This is a genomic window from Algibacter sp. 2305UL17-15 (genome assembly GCF_040720935.1).
GTDB lineage: Bacteria > Bacteroidota > Bacteroidia > Flavobacteriales > Flavobacteriaceae > Jejuia.
Window position 1 is genome coordinate 354,638 of the sequence record NZ_JBFDAE010000002.1, and the last position, 17,318, is coordinate 371,955.

The window sequence follows — 17,318 nt, forward strand, 5'->3', positions numbered from 1 at the left end:
ATTAAAAGGATTTGCTTTTCTCATTTATTCAGATTTAAACCGATACTTCTTCTCCAAAGCATACCGCATCAGTTCGCCCTTACCTTGCAGCCCCAATATCCGCACCATATTTTTCCGATGTGTATCTACAGTATGAATCCCAATAAACAATATATCGGCAATTTCGCGAGAGGTTTTCCCTTGGGCAATAAGTTCCAAAATTTCTATTTGGCGTTTGGTTAATATGCCTTTTGATTTGTTTGAAACTTCAGAATTTAGAATGTTTGTGTTGATATCGGCATCAAAATAAGTGTCGCCATTAAATACAGTTATAATTGCTTTATGAACTTCTGTTAATGATGAATTTTTTAAAATATAGCCAGATGCTCCAGCGTCCAACATTTGCTGAATAGCTTCTGTTTGATCGAACATTGTAAATGCTAAAATTTTGATAGACGGATGGTTCTTCTTGATGTGTTTGGCAGCTTGAATACCATCTAGTTTTGGCATCCGTATATCAGTTAAGACAACATTAGGTTGTTTTTTCTCAACAATTTCCAAAAGTGCTTCGCCATCATTGGCGGTACCAACAATGGAAATACCATCTTCATAATCCAAAAGTAATTTTATGCCGTCAATTAAGGATTGATGGTCTTCGGCTATAGCTAGTCTTATCATATCGGGAGATCTATTATTATAGTTGTGCCTTTTTTGTGTTCAGATTCTATGGTCAAAGTGCCATTTAAATGTTCTACACGCTTATCGATACTGCTAATGCCCATACCTTTGTTTTTTGTTGTGATCTGGCTGGGGTTAAAGCCTTTACCATTGTCCTCAATCATGATGTTTAAACTGTCTTCATGATTTGTTAAGTGTATGGTAGCTTCGGTAGCTTCGGCATGTTTAATAACGTTGGTAATTAATTCTTGGATAATTCTAAAAATTGTCAGTTCCAAACTGTTTTCCAAACGATTTTCTAGACCATGGTCTATCACATCGACCGTTATTTTGTTGGAGGCCGAAATTTTATCCGCCATATTCTGTACCGCTTTCAACAGCCCTTGTTTTGCAATGACACCAGAATTTTTAGCGTGGGCTATGGCCCGTACTTTATGATAAGCTTCGTCAAGTAGGGTAGTGGTTTTATCAAATAATTCGGGTGTTTGTTTATCTTTAAGTGCATTAAAATGGAGTTTTACGGTTGCCATAAGTCCGCCTAAGTCGTCATGTAAATCGTTGGCAATACGCTGGCGTTCTTTTTCCTGGCCTTCAATCATGGCGTCAATACTTACCAATTCCTGTTCTTTTAAAACGGTTGCTAGTTTTTGGGTTTCCAGGGCTTTTTCCTGTTCGGCTAGTTTTTGTTTTTTACGCGTGTTTTTTTGGATTAAAAATGCTGTGATACCTCCAAAAAGAATAAATGCCAAAGCAGCGAAGAGCAAGTTTTTATTTTGTTTCCGTTTACTTTCTATTTCTAAATTGTCGGCACGTAGTTTTTCGTTGTCGTATTGCTCTTGAATATCTGATATTAATGCATTTTGATCTTTAAGGTTGATAAGTTTCTTTATGGAATCACATTTATATAAATACTCGTAGGCATTTTTCCAATCTTTAAGATAGTAATAGCTTGCTGACATATTATTATACAAAACCTTTTTACTTTTTCTATTTAATTTTGGTAATTCAATAATTTCTGCTTTTTTGTAATAACTTAGTGCGTCTTTATAGTCTTTGGATCTTCTTAGTGCATTGCCCGAATTATTTAAAATGTTAAATAGAGTATTTAGATTTTTATAATTTATTGTATCTTGATAATATGCTTTAAGGGCCATATTGTAATAATATAAAGCAGAATCTTTTTTTCTGTGTTTTCGGCTATAAAGAGAGCCAAAAAGTGAGTAAAGATGTGTCTCTTTAATTATATCTTCTTTGATACTTGGTAAAGAGAATGCTTTATTGAAAAAGTATCTTGCAGAATCCGCATAATGCTTTTGCGAATCCGTGTTACTTTTTTTAAGAAAGCCTATACCAATATTAGTCCAATAGTATTTCAGCCATTTTGATGATTTTTTTTCCTCAGCATATTTATATATATTATCAAGATAAGTATTAATATCAAATTTTATATTGTTTTGACTTTTGAGTATTTCGAATATCTCAGAGTTTATTTCAATAACCTTTTCTTCTAGCTTTAATTTTTTGTAAATTTTAAGAGCTTTTTGATGATATATAAGAGCCGAATCTTCTTTATTTAAATTGTCATAAGATTTAGCAATAAAAAAATTAAGCTTTGCTTTTTTTTGAACATCAAGATTTATACTTTTTGTTTTTACTATTCTTATAAGCTCTTTGTAATTTTCTTTGTTGAATAAAGAGTCTACTTTATTATATAAAAGCATATCTTCTTGAGCATTTGAAATATTGCACAAGAAGATAAAAAAAAATAAGGATAAAAATTTATTATGGAATGATATCACCATCGTCGTCGTCTGGTCTTATTTTATTTGAATCGCAACCATGAGCATTGAGACTGTCTTTAATTTCTTGATAATCTAAACATTTGTGCATTAATTTTCTGTATTCCAAAATATGTTTGTAATTGAAATTATTAGTATGTATGGTTATAGCAAATAATTTCTTAAGATTGGTATTGAACCTGAGTTTGGAAACATCAAATTTGCGATTAATCAAATGCGTAACTTCACAGTTTGTAGAAGTACCATCATCATTTTCTTTGCTCAAACCGATAACTAAGACATTGAATTTATTATTTGAAATATTTACACAAGTATCAATTTTCAAAGCTTTATCCGAAATAGGAATATTAATATCTAGTATATTATTTTTTATAGAACCAAATGCCTGATATCTCTTGTGTTGAGAATTATCAGAAATTTCGGTGGTTTGCTGGTTTTCTAAATCAATATTTAATCCATAAATTTGAGTAAAATAATTATTTATATTTTTTAATTCTTTAGACAAACTAGCATTTTTGTCTCTTTCTATTAATAGTTCTTCTTCACGTTCATTATCTATATTTAACTGTTTAGTCTTATTTTCACAATTAAATAATAGGATGAGCATACTAATTATCATCAATCTAATTTTCATAATTCTAAGGTTTTATGGTTAGTAATATTGCAAACTTCAGTAAATAGCAAGCAACAAAAAATACCCGTTACTGGGTATATTTCTCATTTAATTTATAGGAAAAAGAATAAACCACTTTAAAAAATAGACAAAGTGCAAATAAAACCGAAGTAAGGTTTTACGCGAATAAAAACTTTATAGCACTTACAAGGGCAATAAAACCAATAAAGGCAATAAGCACCCAAAAGCTACCTTTATAAAATTTTTTATGCAGTTTTAAATCTCTACGATAGGTATAGCCAATAATAATAGAAAAGACAATAAAGAAGATAATTCCGAAAATGATTTGACCTTTACTAAACATATGGTTATTTTTATGCAAATTTAAGTAATAATGATGAGATTCCCTTTTTGATAACTATCTAGATTTGAGGAAATAAAAAACAAAGGTTTCCGCCTTACTGAAACAAGTTCAGCACAGGTCGCGGGAATGAAAAAAAATAGAATTATATGAAGAATAAAATTGAAGCCGTAAAAGCGTTCCATACCGCATTTAAGATTGGGCATAGAGAATCGCCAAAAGCAGATTTAGGATTGGCTAAAAACATGTTGCGCTACAAACTAATGCGAGAAGAAAACGAAGAATACCTAGAAGCCGCAAACAATAACGATTTAGTTGAAGTTGCCGATGCACTTGGAGACATGCTCTATATTTTATGCGGCACCATTATAGAACACGGCATGCAATATAAAATAGAAGAAGTGTTTGATGAAATACAACGCAGCAACATGAGTAAACTAGGCGAGAACGGACAACCAATTTATCGTGAAGATGGGAAAGTATTGAAAGGGCCTAATTATTTTAAGCCGAATATTGATTACATTTTAAATAAATAAGCTGACACGGATTTACACGGATTGTTCTCGTGAGAATTTGTAAATATTTGCCTCTATTTCATTTAAACTATTTAAACTATTTAAGCTACATATTGAGGGTGTTTTAGCTGAATAGACTTTTGATTTTATTCATCTGCACAGAAAAAAGCTTTGACTGCTATAAAGTTGACACGGATTTCACAGATTTACACGGATAAAATCTGTGATAATCCGTGAAATCCGTGTCATCATCTTTTTATATTACTCTAAACCGCCACCCAAAAGGATCTTCCACTTTATTAGTTTGAATATCCGTAATGCGCTTTTTCAAATAATCGGCATACGGCTTTTCTATTTTTGGCAAATCGTAATCTGTATCTTTATAACCAAAAGCTGAAATAGGCGAAACCACAGCAGCAGTCCCGGCACCAAACATTTCTTTAAGCGATCCGTTTTTTGCAGCTTCAACAACTTCGGTAACTGTAATTTTTCTAACTTCAACAGGAATGTTTTCAGATTCAGCCAACTGAATAATGCTTTTTCTCGTAATGCCATCCAAAATCCTGTCGCTTGTTGGCCCTGTAATCAATGTATCATTTATACGCACAAAAATGTTCATGGCACCAGCTTCCTCTATATATTCATGCTCGTGGTCGTCTGTCCAAATGACTTGTTGGTAGCCTTTCGCTTTTGCCAATTGTGTTGGATAAAACTGACCTGCATAATTACCACCAGCTTTAGCAAAACCAACACCTCCATTGGCAGAACGCGAATAGGTTTCTTCAATTAAAACTTTTACTTCTCCCGAAAAATAAGAGCCAGACGGCGCAGTACAAATTATAAATTTATATTCATCGGCAGGAGAAGCATGAAAACCATTTCCTGAGGCAAATATAAACGGACGAATATATAATGAGCTCCCTTCATTTGTAGGAATCCAATCTTTATCCAATTTCAATAACGCTTTTAAACCATCCATAAAATACGCTTCCGGTAATTCTGGAATGGATAAACGTTTTGCCGAAATATTTAAACGCTTACAATTATCTTCAGGCCTAAATAACCAGACATTTTTAGCGGCATCTTTATATGCTTTCATACCTTCAAAAACCGACTGTCCGTAATGGAAAATCTTAGCCGAAGGATCTAAGGTAATAGGTTGGTAAGGCATAATTTTAGGCGCATGCCATTCCCCATCCTTATAATCGCATACAAGCATGTGGTCTGAAAATACACTTCCAAACTTTAAATCGTCAAAATCTACCTCATTAATCTTAGTAGCTTTCGTTTTTATAATCTCAATGTCTTTGATTATAGTACTCATGTCTCGTTAATTTAGCTTACAAATTTATAAAATTCATTATCAAAAAAACGGTATATTTACATAAAAGCGTTAAAATTCAAAATATGATATAATGAAACCATTAATCCTACTGATAATCTGTGTTTTAACTTTAAGTTCTTGCGAGGATAAGCATGCCTCATTCGGAAAAAAGATAGTAGCCGATGATGCCATTGCAGCAAAATCTATGGCGGCGCATTACGAAACAATGCGTCAAGGCGATAGCATAAATTCTAAGATGAAAGCGAAAGTTATCGATGTGTGTCAAGCCAAAGGTTGTTGGATGACTTTAAATCTCAACGATGGAAAAGAAGTCATGGTAAAGTTTAAGGATTACGGTTTTTTTGTGCCTATGGATATTTCGGGTAAAGAAGTCATCGTAAACGGAAAAGCCTATGTGAAAGAAGTTTCAGTAGAAGAACAAAAACATTATGCGCAAGATGCAGGAAAAACACCTGAAGAAATCGCGTCTATAGCCGAACCAAAACGCACCTATTCTTTCGAGGCCGATGGTGTTTTAATAGCTCAATAAATCAATTTGAAAAGAGAAATTATAACAACAGCCGATGGTTCTACAACCATTCACCTTCCAGAATGGGACGAGCAATACCATTCCAAACACGGTGCCATTCAAGAAGCCTATCATGTATTTATAAAACATGGGTTACATCATTTCGTTAGTTCTGAACTTGTTTCAGAATCTCATCAAGCAATTTCCATTCTAGAAATAGGTTTTGGCACAGGATTAAATTCATTCATCGCACTTTTAGAAGCCGAAAAATCAAACTTAAATATTGATTATACAGGTGTAGAAGGGTATCCTGTTCCTTCGGATGAAGTACTACTTTTAAACTATCCTTCGGAATTAAATGTAAAGGAAAAACAGCTTCTATTTGAAGAATTGCATAAACTTTCATGGGAAGAAAAACATGAAATAACTTCGCTTTTCAGTTTAAGGAAACAACAAAAAATGTTCAATGAGATTAAAGATAAAAACAAATACAACCTCATTTATTTCGATGCATTTGGAGCAAGAGTACAACCAGAACTTTGGACAGAACCCATATTTAAAGCCATGTATAATGCTTTAAAAGAAAAAGGAATTCTAGTAACCTATTCAGCAAAAGGAAGCGTACGTAGAGCAATGCAATCCGTAGGTTTTACCGTAGAAAGACTTGAAGGTCCTCCAGGAAAACGGGAAATGCTTAGAGCCACGAAATGAGTTTGCAGTTGGCCGTATTCAGTTTTCAGTTAGTTTTAGCTTTTATCTGAATATTCAGCCATCAATTCTTCCCACCATTGCATAACCACCCGTCATCAGTCATCTGTCTTCCGTCAAGTTTTAAAAGCAATAATTCTTTGCGCCTTCGCGTCTTTGCGCGATAATTTTTAGTTTTCAGTCGCAGTCGCAGTCGCAGTCGCAGTATTCAATAGCTATTTAATGAACATTTTCAGTTTCATTATAAAGTAATCATTCCTACTACCTTTGCGACCTTGCGGGAAAAACTAATCGTGTCTCGCCCCCTTCAAAATCCTAAAACTATGCAACACCGCTGGAAAAATGGCATCCATTGATTCTTTTGCGCCGTTTGTTGAGCCCGGTAACGCCAATACCAAAGTATCCCCAAGCGTTCCTGCAACACTTCTTGAAAGCATCGCAAAAGGCATACGATCTTGCCCGTAATTACGGATAGCCTCTTCAATCCCCGGAATGCGTCTGTCTAATATCGGAATTAAGGCTTCTGGCGTCACATCTCGTCCTGAAAGCCCAGTTCCTCCTGTGTAAATGACCATATCAAACCCTTGTTCTTGATAGGATTTTGCCTTTTGTTGAATATCTTCAGCTTCATCTGGAATAATTACATATTCCGACACTTTAACATCACATGCCTCCAACTTTTTAATAATCGCTTTTCCTGCCTTGTCTTCTTTATGGCCAGCCGAAATAGTATCAGAACAAACAATAACAGCGGCTCTTAAATCCTTTCTGAATTTATCTCTAAAATCGGACTTTCCACCTTTTTTGTTGACCAGTTTTATGGTGTGGATTTCAATGCCTTTATCAATAGGCTTTAGCATATCGTACATGTTGAGTGCTACGACACTTGCACCATGCATCGCTTCAACTTCAACGCCTGTTTTGTAAATGGTTTTTACTGTGAAAATAACTGTGATTTCCAATCCATCAACTTTATATTCTACACCAGTAAACTCGATAGGTAAGGGGTGGCAATCGGGTAGAATATCGGGAGTACGTTTTACACCTAATAATCCAGCTGCTTTACTCATAGCAAATACATTGCCTTTTGGCACGGTGTCGTTTTCAATAGCAGTAATTGTTTCTGGCTTACTGACCTTAACAATGGCTTGCGCTACTGCGGTTCTTAATGTGGTTACTTTATGTGTGATATCGACCATTTCGAATTGAATATTGATTATTTTTTATTGATTATTTCCTGCTTGCAGTTTTTCTGGAAGCCATAAATATTGCTGTCAATTCGCTAGATTCCTTTAATAAATTTTCTATTATTTTCTTCTCAATTAAATTTTCATCCAAAGCAAATTCTAACCAGAAATTGGACTCGTCAACTTCTTCTATTACAATACTGATTTTTGCAATGAAACTAGGTTTTGATTGCGCAATACATGTTGCCCTATAATTAGCAGCGACAGAAGTAGAGCATCTAATTAATTGACCTCTAATATGATTAGAAAGGTATGTGTTAGGTAATGATTTTGTTATTTTAACACAGTTGTGGGCAAATACTTTGGTTCTGGTTTTTAATTGTTCTTTCATGGTAGTTCAATAATAAATAGTAAATAAAAAATAATTAATTGTTGACTTTCCATTGATGGCTTTCATCTTCAAAAATCTCTTTTCCAAATACGGGAACATCGGCTTTTATGGCTTCAACTATAAATTCTAAAGCTTCAAAAACCACTTTTCGTCTTGGTGATGATACGAAAACAAATAGACATATTTCCCCAGCTTTTACGGTTCCTAAACTGTGGTAAATGTGCATACAGGTTAAATCGAATTTTTCAAAAGCGGATTCTCTAATTTCGTGGAATTTCTGGTTTGCCATATCTTCATAGGCTGTGTATTCAATGGCGGAAACTGTTTTGCCATCTATTTCATCTGCTCTTACTTGACCTAAGAAAATATTATGTGCACCAATGCTTGTTTTTGTTTGGTGTTTGTGAATTGAGTTTCCTATGAATTCTGAAGTTATAGCACCCTCTTTAAATACGCTTTTTGGTTTTTTATTTGTCATAATTTTTATGTTTTGGAGACCCTTCAGGTTTTTAAAACCTGAAGGGTCTAACGCTGATATTATATTATTTATTTCTGATGCTCCTTCTATAACACTAAAACAGTTTTGTATATCCCGTTCTTGTAACAACTCTACAGCACGTTTACTTCGTATTCCTGATTGACAAAAAATAGCTTTCTTTTTCGTTTTATCTATTTTGTCTAAACTATGTTCTAATTCACTTAAAGGAATATAAGTAACTGCTAAATCTTTAATTTTTGGATGCTCGTGTGCTTCTCTAACATCAATAAATTGAACATTTTCTTTTGATAAAAAAGTTTCGATTGAAAGAGAGTTCACTTCTATGTCACACTTAAAATTGATTTCTTTTTTATGGAAATTTTCTTTGTCTTTTAAAACATTAGAAATAGCCGTTTCATTTCTATTTATTTTTAAGGTTGAAGTGTTACTGGTTAAAGCATTATAGCAAAGTAGTTTTCCTGAGAGTACATTGCCAATACTTAAAATGATTTTCAAAACTTCATTGGCTTGCATACTGCCAATAATTCCAGGAAGTACTCCTAAAACACCAATTTCTGAACAATTTGGAACGCTTCCTTGTTTTGGTGGATTTGGAAATAAGCAACGATAGCTTGATCCGTTGTTATAGTTGAAAACAGAAACCTGTCCTTCAAATTTATAGATAGCCCCAAACACTAAAGGTTTGTTTGTAATGATACAGGCATCACTTACTAAGTAACGGGTTTCAAAATTATCTGTTCCATCTACTATAATATCGTATTGATTGAATAAATGAATAGCGTTTTGATGCGTTAATTTTTCCGCGTAAGCGAAAATTGAAATGGCACTATTTAAATCTTCTAAACGCGCTTTAGCTGCAATAGCTTTGTTTTTGCCTAAAGTAGATGTCCCAAATAAAACCTGACGTTGTAAATTGGATAATTCAACCACATCAAAATCGATAATACCAATAGTGCCGACACCAGCAGCGGTTAAATATTGTAAAACAGGACAGCCTAAACCACCAGCACCAATGACTAATACTTTAGCGTTGGAAATCTTGTCTTGACCTATTTGCCCGATTTCTGATAATATGATATGTCTGTTGTATCTGTCTGTCATTTATTATTTTTCTACTTTTTCAGACCTGTCAGGTTTTTAAAACCTGACAGGTCTATATTTCTACCCACCAGCAAAAGGAGGTAACAAAGCAATTTCATCTCCCGTTAATTCGGCTTCAATAGAAACCAATTCCTGATTTTGTGCGACTTGAAAATCTTTATTTTTCAGTTCACTATATTTTTCATTTAGCATTTCTAATAATTCAGAAACTAAGCTGCCCGAAAACTCTAAAGACTCTTCTTCTTTCTCTGTCACTTCAGCTATTTGACCAAAATATTTAATGTTTATATGCATCTTCAACTGCTTTTAATTCGTTTTTTGTGTTCACATTCATTGTAGAAAACTCGTGTTCTTTTTCTAATGCAACATTTTTCGATTTACAGGCGTTTACTGCAATCCGTAATCGGCGCTCATCATTTTGTAAAAATTCATAAAATTTATCTTTAACGCTTCTTTTATATAATGCAATTAACGGCATGGTTTTACTATTACTTTCAATTTGAATCACTTCGGAAGTATCATCAATAGTATCAATTAATTTTTGAAGAATTTCAGAAGTAATCAATGGGATATCGCAACTTAAAATCAAATTATATTCTGAAGAAGAAGCTTCTAAACCCGAGTAAATTCCTGAAACAGGACCAGCATCTTTCAAGGTGTCATTAACGCGTTTTAATCCGAACACATCATATTTAGAATCATCAGAAACAATCAAAATTTCAGACACCAAAGGTTTTAGAGCATCAATGCTATATTGTACAAAAGGTTTGTTGTTCAACATTAAAAAACCCTTATCAGTACCCATACGCGAGCTTTTGCCTCCCGCCAAAATAATGCCTGTTATGTTTTTCTTTTCTATCATTTAAGTAAAAAATAATTTAGCACAGGCTATGATTAATACAAAGGACAAAATATACCGTAACCTTTGATTGTTAATTATTTTACTGCCATAATAACCCCCTAAAACACCTCCAATAAGTGCAATGGCAACTAATAAAAACGATGCTTTTTCAATGGTTACGCCACTATTTAATTGCCCGATTAATCCTGATGCAGAATTTACCCAAATAAAAAGTGCGGAAACTGCTGCGGCTTCTTTCATTTTTCCCCAATGGAGCAACAAAATTACAGGCGTAAGTATGATGCCTCCGCCAATACCTATCAACCCAGAAAAGAACCCAATAACGCCACCAACTATCAGTCCTTGCCAGATTTTGATTTGTTTGATGTTATCAGTCTCTCTTCCAAAAACATTCAACATTTTTAGAATGGCAAAAATTAATAATACTGCCAGTATTTTTTTATAGATTGAAGCATCTACTTCTAAAGTGCCACCAATATATGCTAAAGGAATGGAAGCCATTGCAAATGCTAAAAACAGTTTCTTATTAAAATGGCCTGCTCTATAATAGTAATAAAATGCAATGCCAGCCACAAAAATGTTAAGCAATAGGGCGGTAGGTTTCATGCTTTCTGGCGCAAATGAAAACAATGCCATAAGGGCTAAATACCCACTCGCACCACCATGACCTACGCTAGAATATAGAAACGATACTATCGGTAAGATGAGTAAAAAGAGGTATATGTTTTCGTTTTGTAACATAAAAAAGTTAAAAGTGTATAAAGTGCGCTTAAGTATTTAAAGTTGCTTAATTTTCTCAAGTTGTTTATCTAAAAACTTCCAGCAATTTTTATTGATTTCATCAAAAGCGATAACTAAGGATTTTCCGTATTCCGTTAATTCTGCACCGCCACCACCTTTACCACCAATACTGTTTATAGTTACAGGTTTTTTTGCTGATTTATTAACAGAGTCTAACAGCTGCCATGCTTTTTTATAGGATATATTTAAGGATTTTGCTGCTTTTGAAAGTGAACCTGTTTTTTGAATGGCCTTTAACAAATGTACGCGACCTTCTCCAAGGAGTACGTTTTCATCAGATTCTATCCAGATGCGACTTTTTATTTTGTAGCTCATAGCGTTTTCTATTGCTGTTTTTTGTTATGTCTCTTCATTTACCTGAGTCCCTATGGACCAAATATTTCCAGCAAAATCCTTAAAACTTCCTCTTCTGTCTGGGTCACCGTCTCTTTCTTTGGGTGTTTCAAGGGGTTCACAACCTAAGTCCATCGCTTTTTCAAAAGTTTTGTCGACATCGGGAACGTAAATATGGGTCAGCAATTGATTTGGCGGAAATTTGTCTGATGCATTCCCAAACATAAGTACGGAATCGTCAATTTTAATTTCGGCGTGCAAAATTGTGCCATCTGGTAAATCATATGTTCTCAATGCTTTTGCATCAAATATTTTCGTTAATAAATTAATCAGTTTTTTTGCACCATCCACCACAAAATATGGAGATACTGAATTGTATCCGTTAGGTTTAAATTTTTCTTTCATAGTTTATCCAGTTTTATTTTCATGTTAAACGACGGGTAATAAAATAACTTCGGTTTCATCATGAATGTTAATTTTATTATCGTAATCCTTCATATAAACCAAAGCATTCGAAAGTGCAAAAGTCTGTAACATCGATGAGTTTTGTCCTTCTAAAATTTCAACGTTTCCTTCATTATATATAGCTTTTAAAAATTGCGGACGGTCGCCTCTTTTTTCAAATTTTGAAATAGATTTAGCTTTAACACGAGGTAATTCTAAATCTTCCCGGTTCATCATGTTTTGCAATGCGATATATACATACACATAAAAGCACGATAATGCCGCAGCAGGATTTCCGGGTAATGCGAAAATTTGGGTATCGTCTTTTTTTCCGAAGAATAAAGGTTTTCCGGGTTTCTGCTTTACTTTATAAAAGAGTTCTTCAACTTGCAGTTCTTTTAGTGCTTTTCCAACAAAATCGTAATCGCCAACAGATATTCCTCCAGTTATGATTACCAAATCATTTTTGTTGATAACAACTTTTAATTTTTCAACAGTTTTATCATAGTCGTCTTCAACTTTATGAAGCGTCACATCGTAAAATTTTAAACTATATAATGTACTCAATAACATTTTTGAATTGCTTTCGTAAATTTTACCATACGTTAAATCTTGTCCAGCTTCAATCAATTCATTTCCTGTGGTTACAATGGCAATATTTGGTTTTTTCAAAACTGAAACTTCTGTAATCCCTAAAGAAATTAAATAACCGATAGCAGCAGGAGTGAGTTTTGTGCCTTTTTTTAAGGCGATAGCTCCAGTTTTTACTTGTTCTCCCAACGGACGAATATTATGTTCTAAAGGAATTTGATGTTCAACTGTGATGTTATTTCCATTCGATTCCACTTTCTCTTGCATCATAACAGCATTTGCAGCATCTGGAACTGGAGCTCCCGTAAAAATTCTAACGGCTTCTCCTTTTCTTAAAATAGGTTGATGGCCATCTCCAGCTTTAATTTCTCCAACTAAATTATAAGATAAACTATCATGCAAATTCAATGCATAACCATCCATGGCGGATTGCCTGAACGGAGGCATATTGATAGGTGAATAAACATCTTCAAACAAAACATAACCACCAGCTTTTTCGACAGATTTAGTGGTTTCTTTTAAAAGCGGTTTTCCATTTTCTTTAACTATTGAAATGGCTTCGGAAATAGAAATCATAAGTTGTTTTTCGTTATATCCTAGCAAATATAGCGAATTGATTTTTTATTATTATATGACATTTGTCACTTTATTTTTTCTTAAATTGATAGAGATTTACACTTTAGATAAAAAATATGGACATCTTATGCCAATAAAAAGTTACTTAGCACATCCACATGACGGTAAAAAAACAGAACTCATTGATGCGTTATCCCATATAAATAACTGCGATGTTATCCCTGCAGAAAATCAAGATTTACTTATTCTAGTAACCGAGACCGAAAACAAATTCGAAGACGAAAATTTAAAAGAACAAATAGAAGCCATTGCCAGTTTAAAATTACTGGCGATGGTTTCAGGATTTGATACACCTAAACAAAATTAAGTATGTACACCTCGTTAACAAACCGACGTAGTTTTATAAAGAAAATGGCAATCATGTCTGCAATGACAGCAGCAGCCACCATGTTTCCGGGCATTTTATTTGCGGATGAACAAGAAAAAAACCTGCCAAAAGGCGGAAATTTAGATTGGAAAAAAGCCCCATGTAGATTTTGCGGGGTAGGCTGTGGTGTGTTGGTGGGCATCGATAATGGAAAGGCAGTTGCTGTTAAAGGCGATCCAAAATCGCCTGTAAATAAAGGTTTGTGTTGTGTAAAAGGATATCATTCCGTGATGTCCATTTATGGGAAGGATCGATTGACTAAGCCATTAGTAAAAAAGAACGGCAGATACGTAGAAACCTCCATGAAGGAAGCTTTAGACTTAATTGCTTCTAAAATGAAGGAAACCATAAAAGACCATGGTAAAGATTCAGTTTCCATTTATGGTTCTGGACAATGGACCATTCCTGATGGCTATGTAGCTTCAAAATTGTTTAAGGGTTGTATAGGCACAAATAACGTTGAGGCCAATGCGCGATTGTGTATGGCGAGTGCGGTTACAGGGTTCTTAACGTCTTTTGGTTTGGATGAACCTATGGGCTGTTATGAAGATATCGATCATGCTGATGTGTTTGTGCTTTGGGGCAATAATATGGCAGAAATGCATCCCGTATTATTTTCAAGATTATTGGATCAGCGCTTAAAAAGAGGTGTTAAAATTATAGATTTTGCTACCAGAACCACGCGTACGAGTATGGCGGCAGATAAGTCGATTATTTTTCAGCCCAATACGGATTTAGCGGTTGCCAATGCCATTTGTTATGAAATTATAAAAAACGGATGGGTCAATAAGTCGTTCGTTGAAAAGCATTGTAGTTTCAGTAAAGGACTTACAGATATGGGTTACGGACTTGAAGATAACTACAAGTTTACAGATAAACCAGAGCAAATAGATTTTGAAGCCTATAAAAAATTCCTAGAAGATTATTCGCCTGAAAAAGTTGAAAAACTATCGGGTGTTTCGGCTAAGGACATAAAATATATGGCTGCTTATTATGGCGATCCTAACAAGAAAGTGATGTCGCTATGGTGTATGGGCATGAACCAGCACACAAGAGGGACTTGGATAAACAACTTAGTGTATAACATTCACTTATTAACAGGAAAAATTTCAACTCCGGGTAACAGTCCGTTCTCTTTAACAGGGCAACCTAGTGCTTGTGGTACGGTAAGGGAAGTGGGAACTTTAACCCATAAATTGCCTCATGGTGTGGTCATGAACGAGGAACATAGAAAACATGCTGCCGAAATTTGGGATGTTCCTGTTGAAAATATCGATCCGAAACCAACCTATCATACGGTTGAAATGTTTAGGGCTTTGGATAGAGGCGATATAAAATTCATGTGGATTCAGGTTACCAATCCAATGGTTACAATGCCTAAACTGAAGCGCTATAGAGACGCTACTAAAAAAGAAGGACGATTTATCGTAGTTTCTGATATCTACCCAACACCAACAACCGATATTGCCGATGTGATCTTACCATCAGCCATGTGGATAGAGCGCGAAGGAATGTATGGAAATTCAGAACGCCGCACACAGTATTTTGAACAAATGATACAGCCGTCAGGAGAGGCTATGAGCGATACTTGGCAAATCATTGAAGTGGCAAAACGCCTAGGTTACGAAAAACAATTCTACTATAAAGAAGACACCCATATTGAAGAAATATATAACGAATACAGAAGGCATCATGAAGGCAAAAAACACGCGATGGCACCTTTAGAAGTTTTAAAATCACAACCTGGAGCGCAATGGCCTTATGTGGATGGCAAATCTACCCAATGGCGCTTTAATGCAGAATATGACCCTGCATGTAGTAATGGGGAGAAATTCCATTTTTATGGAAAACCTGACGGAAGAGCGGTCATATGGCAACGTCCGTATGAGCCCGCTCCCGAAGTGCCGGATAGCGAGTATCCGTTCTGGTTATCTACAGGTCGTGTTATTGAGCATTGGCATTCAGGATCCATGACAAGAAGAATTCCAGTATTGCATAAAGCGGTGCCCCATTCTTATGTGGAGTTAAATCCACAACAAGCCAAAGACATGCAAATAAGAACAGGGGATAAAGTAAAACTGACTACCAGACGTGGCGAAATCATATTACCGGCATCGGTAAATGAAAGAGGTGTGCCAGAAAGGAATCAGGTGTTTGTGCCTTTCTTTGATGAAAATATGTTGATAAATGACATTACTTTAGACGCTTTTTGTCCCATTTCAAAACAGCCCGATTATAAAAAATGTGCCGTTAAAGTTGAAAAAGTATAATCTATGAAGCGATTAGGTATCATATCATTATTTGTCATTCTGTTTATAGCCTTTATCTGGGTTTGGAATTTCAGTTATCAAACGGGACGGGAAGAAGCTTATATTCCTGTTGAGAGTGAGAACCCAATAACTTTAATTCCTTCGGAAACGGGAGTGTTTCAGCGATCGCAATATGCCTTGGATTATGCCAATATGCCCGTTGATGAAAACCATCAAAGAAGTTTAAAGGATTATTATAAGAACCGAGCGTTTCATGGTGCACCACCAAGTATTCCACATCCTGTTTCTAATGAGCGCAGCATGGGAGAAAATGTGTGTTTGAAATGTCATCAAAACGGTGGATTCGTAAATAAGTTTGATGCGTACGCACCTGTAACGCCACATCCTGAAATGGTAAATTGTAGGCAATGTCATGTGCCACAGCACACCGAGCAATTATTTAAAGGCACAAATTTTTATAAAGTTGAAGCGCCACAAGTTGGAGTTAATAATGCGCTTCAAGGCAGTCCGCCTGTAATTCCGCATCAAGTTCAGATGCATGAAAATTGTTTATCATGTCATGCAGGCCCTAGTGCGCCTAAGGAAATTAGGGTAACACATCCAGAGCGCATCAATTGCAGACAATGCCACGTGCCAAACAATAAAGAGATGACCGATATAGGAATTTTTAAAAGAGCTATTAATAGCCCACAATAATTATATGATGAACAAAATAGTTTATAGCTTTATTCTTTTAGTCGCTTTATGTTCATGTAAACATGGAGAAGGCGAATATCATGGTGTAACCGATAAAATTGAAGCTGAAGGCAGAAATTATCATGGCACTTCTATTTCATCAGAAAAATATTTAGAGGGGATTGAAACTATAGAGATTACTGAAGGAGAGCACACGTTTTTAATTCCAGAACGAAGAGGTCAGATCACATCTTATGCTTGTACCGAGTGTCATTCAAAACCGCTTCAACAAATGCAAAGTAGGGATGCTAAAAAAGCCCATTGGGATATTAAGTTGGTGCATGCAAACAAAAACACCATGAATTGTATTACCTGTCATAATCCTGATAATATGGATAATTTAAAAAGTTTGACGGGGCATAGCATCGATTTTAATAACAGTTACAATTTATGTAACCAATGCCACACCAAACAATTTGAAGATTGGAAAGGTGGCGCACATGGAAAACGTATTGGTGGTTGGGCGCCTCCAAGGGCATCTATGACCTGTGTGAATTGCCATAATCCGCATAAGCCTCAAATTGCGAGTAAGTGGCCAGCACGATTTAATACAGAAACAGTAAAAGAACGGGAATAATTAAAAACTTCATAATAG

General features: G+C 35.0%; 21 protein-coding genes. 7 read left to right on the top strand and 14 right to left on the bottom strand.

What is annotated here, in order from left to right:
- Window positions 1–24: 24 nt before the first annotated feature.
- The 4 genes from ABXQ82_RS03385 to ABXQ82_RS03400 form a co-directional block, all read right to left on the bottom strand.
- Complete coding sequence (locus ABXQ82_RS03385; protein ID WP_367054846.1) at window positions 25–657, bottom strand: response regulator transcription factor; 633 nt, start codon at window positions 655–657, stop codon at window positions 25–27.
- Window positions 654–2,378, bottom strand: coding sequence for an ATP-binding protein (locus tag ABXQ82_RS03390; RefSeq protein ID WP_367054848.1), 1,725 nt, complete (start codon window positions 2,376–2,378; stop codon window positions 654–656). The genes ABXQ82_RS03385 and ABXQ82_RS03390 overlap by 4 nt, the downstream gene beginning before the upstream one ends.
- Window positions 2,379–2,439: 61 nt before the next feature.
- Window positions 2,440–3,063, bottom strand: a complete 624-nt coding sequence (locus ABXQ82_RS03395; RefSeq protein ID WP_367054850.1) for a hypothetical protein — start codon at window positions 3,061–3,063, stop codon at window positions 2,440–2,442.
- Window positions 3,064–3,247: 184 nt separating this feature from the next.
- Window positions 3,248–3,433, bottom strand: a complete 186-nt coding sequence (locus tag ABXQ82_RS03400) for a hypothetical protein (RefSeq protein ID WP_367054852.1) — start codon at window positions 3,431–3,433, stop codon at window positions 3,248–3,250.
- A gap of 146 nt (window positions 3,434–3,579) precedes the next feature.
- Here ABXQ82_RS03400 and ABXQ82_RS03405 point away from each other — a divergent pair, with 146 nt between their 5' ends.
- Window positions 3,580–3,966 carry a nucleoside triphosphate pyrophosphohydrolase family protein gene (locus ABXQ82_RS03405; RefSeq protein ID WP_367054855.1) on the top strand — a complete coding sequence of 129 codons (387 nt, stop codon included), beginning with the start codon at window positions 3,580–3,582 and terminating at the stop codon, window positions 3,964–3,966.
- Between the two features lie 235 nt (window positions 3,967–4,201).
- On the opposite strand, the gene ABXQ82_RS03410 is transcribed toward ABXQ82_RS03405, so the two are convergent.
- Entirely contained in the window at window positions 4,202–5,269 is a 1,068-nt protein-coding gene (locus tag ABXQ82_RS03410; RefSeq protein ID WP_367054858.1) for a branched-chain amino acid aminotransferase, read from the bottom strand.
- 91 nt (window positions 5,270–5,360) lie between these two features.
- Here ABXQ82_RS03410 and ABXQ82_RS03415 point away from each other — a divergent pair, with 91 nt between their 5' ends.
- Together ABXQ82_RS03415 and mnmD are read left to right on the top strand one after the other, a co-directional pair.
- Entirely contained in the window at window positions 5,361–5,819 is a 459-nt protein-coding gene (locus ABXQ82_RS03415) for a DUF4920 domain-containing protein (protein ID WP_367054861.1), read from the top strand.
- A gap of 6 nt (window positions 5,820–5,825) precedes the next feature.
- Window positions 5,826–6,509: a tRNA (5-methylaminomethyl-2-thiouridine)(34)-methyltransferase MnmD gene (gene mnmD / locus ABXQ82_RS03420; protein ID WP_367054864.1), complete on the top strand. Its 684-nt coding sequence runs from the start codon at window positions 5,826–5,828 to the stop codon at window positions 6,507–6,509.
- Between the two features lie 284 nt (window positions 6,510–6,793).
- On the opposite strand, the gene moaCB is transcribed toward mnmD, so the two are convergent.
- From moaCB to ABXQ82_RS03465, 9 genes are read right to left on the bottom strand one after another with little or no spacing between them, the layout of a single operon-like run.
- Window positions 6,794–7,705: a bifunctional molybdenum cofactor biosynthesis protein MoaC/MoaB gene (gene moaCB, locus ABXQ82_RS03425; RefSeq protein WP_367054867.1), complete on the bottom strand. Its 912-nt coding sequence runs from the start codon at window positions 7,703–7,705 to the stop codon at window positions 6,794–6,796.
- Window positions 7,706–7,736: 31 nt separating this feature from the next.
- The gene (locus ABXQ82_RS03430) at window positions 7,737–8,084 is read right to left on the bottom strand and encodes a four helix bundle protein (RefSeq protein WP_367054870.1); all 348 of its coding nucleotides are present in this window, start codon (window positions 8,082–8,084) and stop codon (window positions 7,737–7,739) included.
- 34 nt (window positions 8,085–8,118) lie between these two features.
- Window positions 8,119–9,684 carry a molybdopterin-synthase adenylyltransferase MoeB gene (gene moeB, locus ABXQ82_RS03435; RefSeq protein ID WP_367054873.1) on the bottom strand — a complete coding sequence of 522 codons (1,566 nt, stop codon included), beginning with the start codon at window positions 9,682–9,684 and terminating at the stop codon, window positions 8,119–8,121.
- Between the two features lie 60 nt (window positions 9,685–9,744).
- Window positions 9,745–9,978: a MoaD/ThiS family protein gene (locus ABXQ82_RS03440; protein WP_367054876.1), complete on the bottom strand. Its 234-nt coding sequence runs from the start codon at window positions 9,976–9,978 to the stop codon at window positions 9,745–9,747.
- On the bottom strand, window positions 9,962–10,546 hold the full coding sequence (locus ABXQ82_RS03445) for a molybdenum cofactor guanylyltransferase (protein WP_367054879.1): 585 nt from the start codon (window positions 10,544–10,546) through the stop codon (window positions 9,962–9,964). Before ABXQ82_RS03445 ends, ABXQ82_RS03440 begins: the two co-directional genes overlap by 17 nt.
- Entirely contained in the window at window positions 10,547–11,287 is a 741-nt protein-coding gene (locus ABXQ82_RS03450) for a sulfite exporter TauE/SafE family protein (protein WP_367054882.1), read from the bottom strand.
- 36 nt (window positions 11,288–11,323) lie between these two features.
- On the bottom strand, window positions 11,324–11,662 hold the full coding sequence (locus tag ABXQ82_RS03455) for a molybdenum transporter (protein ID WP_367054885.1): 339 nt from the start codon (window positions 11,660–11,662) through the stop codon (window positions 11,324–11,326).
- A 24-nt stretch (window positions 11,663–11,686) separates the two neighbouring features.
- Window positions 11,687–12,085, bottom strand: coding sequence for a VOC family protein (locus ABXQ82_RS03460; protein ID WP_367054888.1), 399 nt, complete (start codon window positions 12,083–12,085; stop codon window positions 11,687–11,689).
- Between the two features lie 24 nt (window positions 12,086–12,109).
- The gene (locus tag ABXQ82_RS03465) at window positions 12,110–13,291 is read right to left on the bottom strand and encodes a molybdopterin molybdotransferase MoeA (protein ID WP_367054891.1); all 1,182 of its coding nucleotides are present in this window, start codon (window positions 13,289–13,291) and stop codon (window positions 12,110–12,112) included.
- Window positions 13,292–13,418: 127 nt separating this feature from the next.
- On the opposite strand from ABXQ82_RS03465, the gene ABXQ82_RS03470 reads away from it, so the two are divergent.
- Genes ABXQ82_RS03470 through ABXQ82_RS03485 form a run of 4 tightly spaced genes read left to right on the top strand, consistent with a single transcriptional unit; the run spans window position 13,419 to window position 17,300 of the window.
- The gene (locus tag ABXQ82_RS03470) at window positions 13,419–13,658 is read left to right on the top strand and encodes a hypothetical protein (RefSeq protein ID WP_367054894.1); all 240 of its coding nucleotides are present in this window, start codon (window positions 13,419–13,421) and stop codon (window positions 13,656–13,658) included.
- Between the two features lie 2 nt (window positions 13,659–13,660).
- Window positions 13,661–15,988 carry a molybdopterin-dependent oxidoreductase gene (locus ABXQ82_RS03475; protein ID WP_367054897.1) on the top strand — a complete coding sequence of 776 codons (2,328 nt, stop codon included), beginning with the start codon at window positions 13,661–13,663 and terminating at the stop codon, window positions 15,986–15,988.
- Between the two features lie 3 nt (window positions 15,989–15,991).
- Window positions 15,992–16,684 carry a nitrate reductase cytochrome c-type subunit gene (locus ABXQ82_RS03480; protein ID WP_367054900.1) on the top strand — a complete coding sequence of 231 codons (693 nt, stop codon included), beginning with the start codon at window positions 15,992–15,994 and terminating at the stop codon, window positions 16,682–16,684.
- A 4-nt stretch (window positions 16,685–16,688) separates the two neighbouring features.
- Window positions 16,689–17,300, top strand: coding sequence for a cytochrome c3 family protein (locus ABXQ82_RS03485; protein WP_367054903.1), 612 nt, complete (start codon window positions 16,689–16,691; stop codon window positions 17,298–17,300).
- Window positions 17,301–17,318 lie beyond the last annotated feature (18 nt).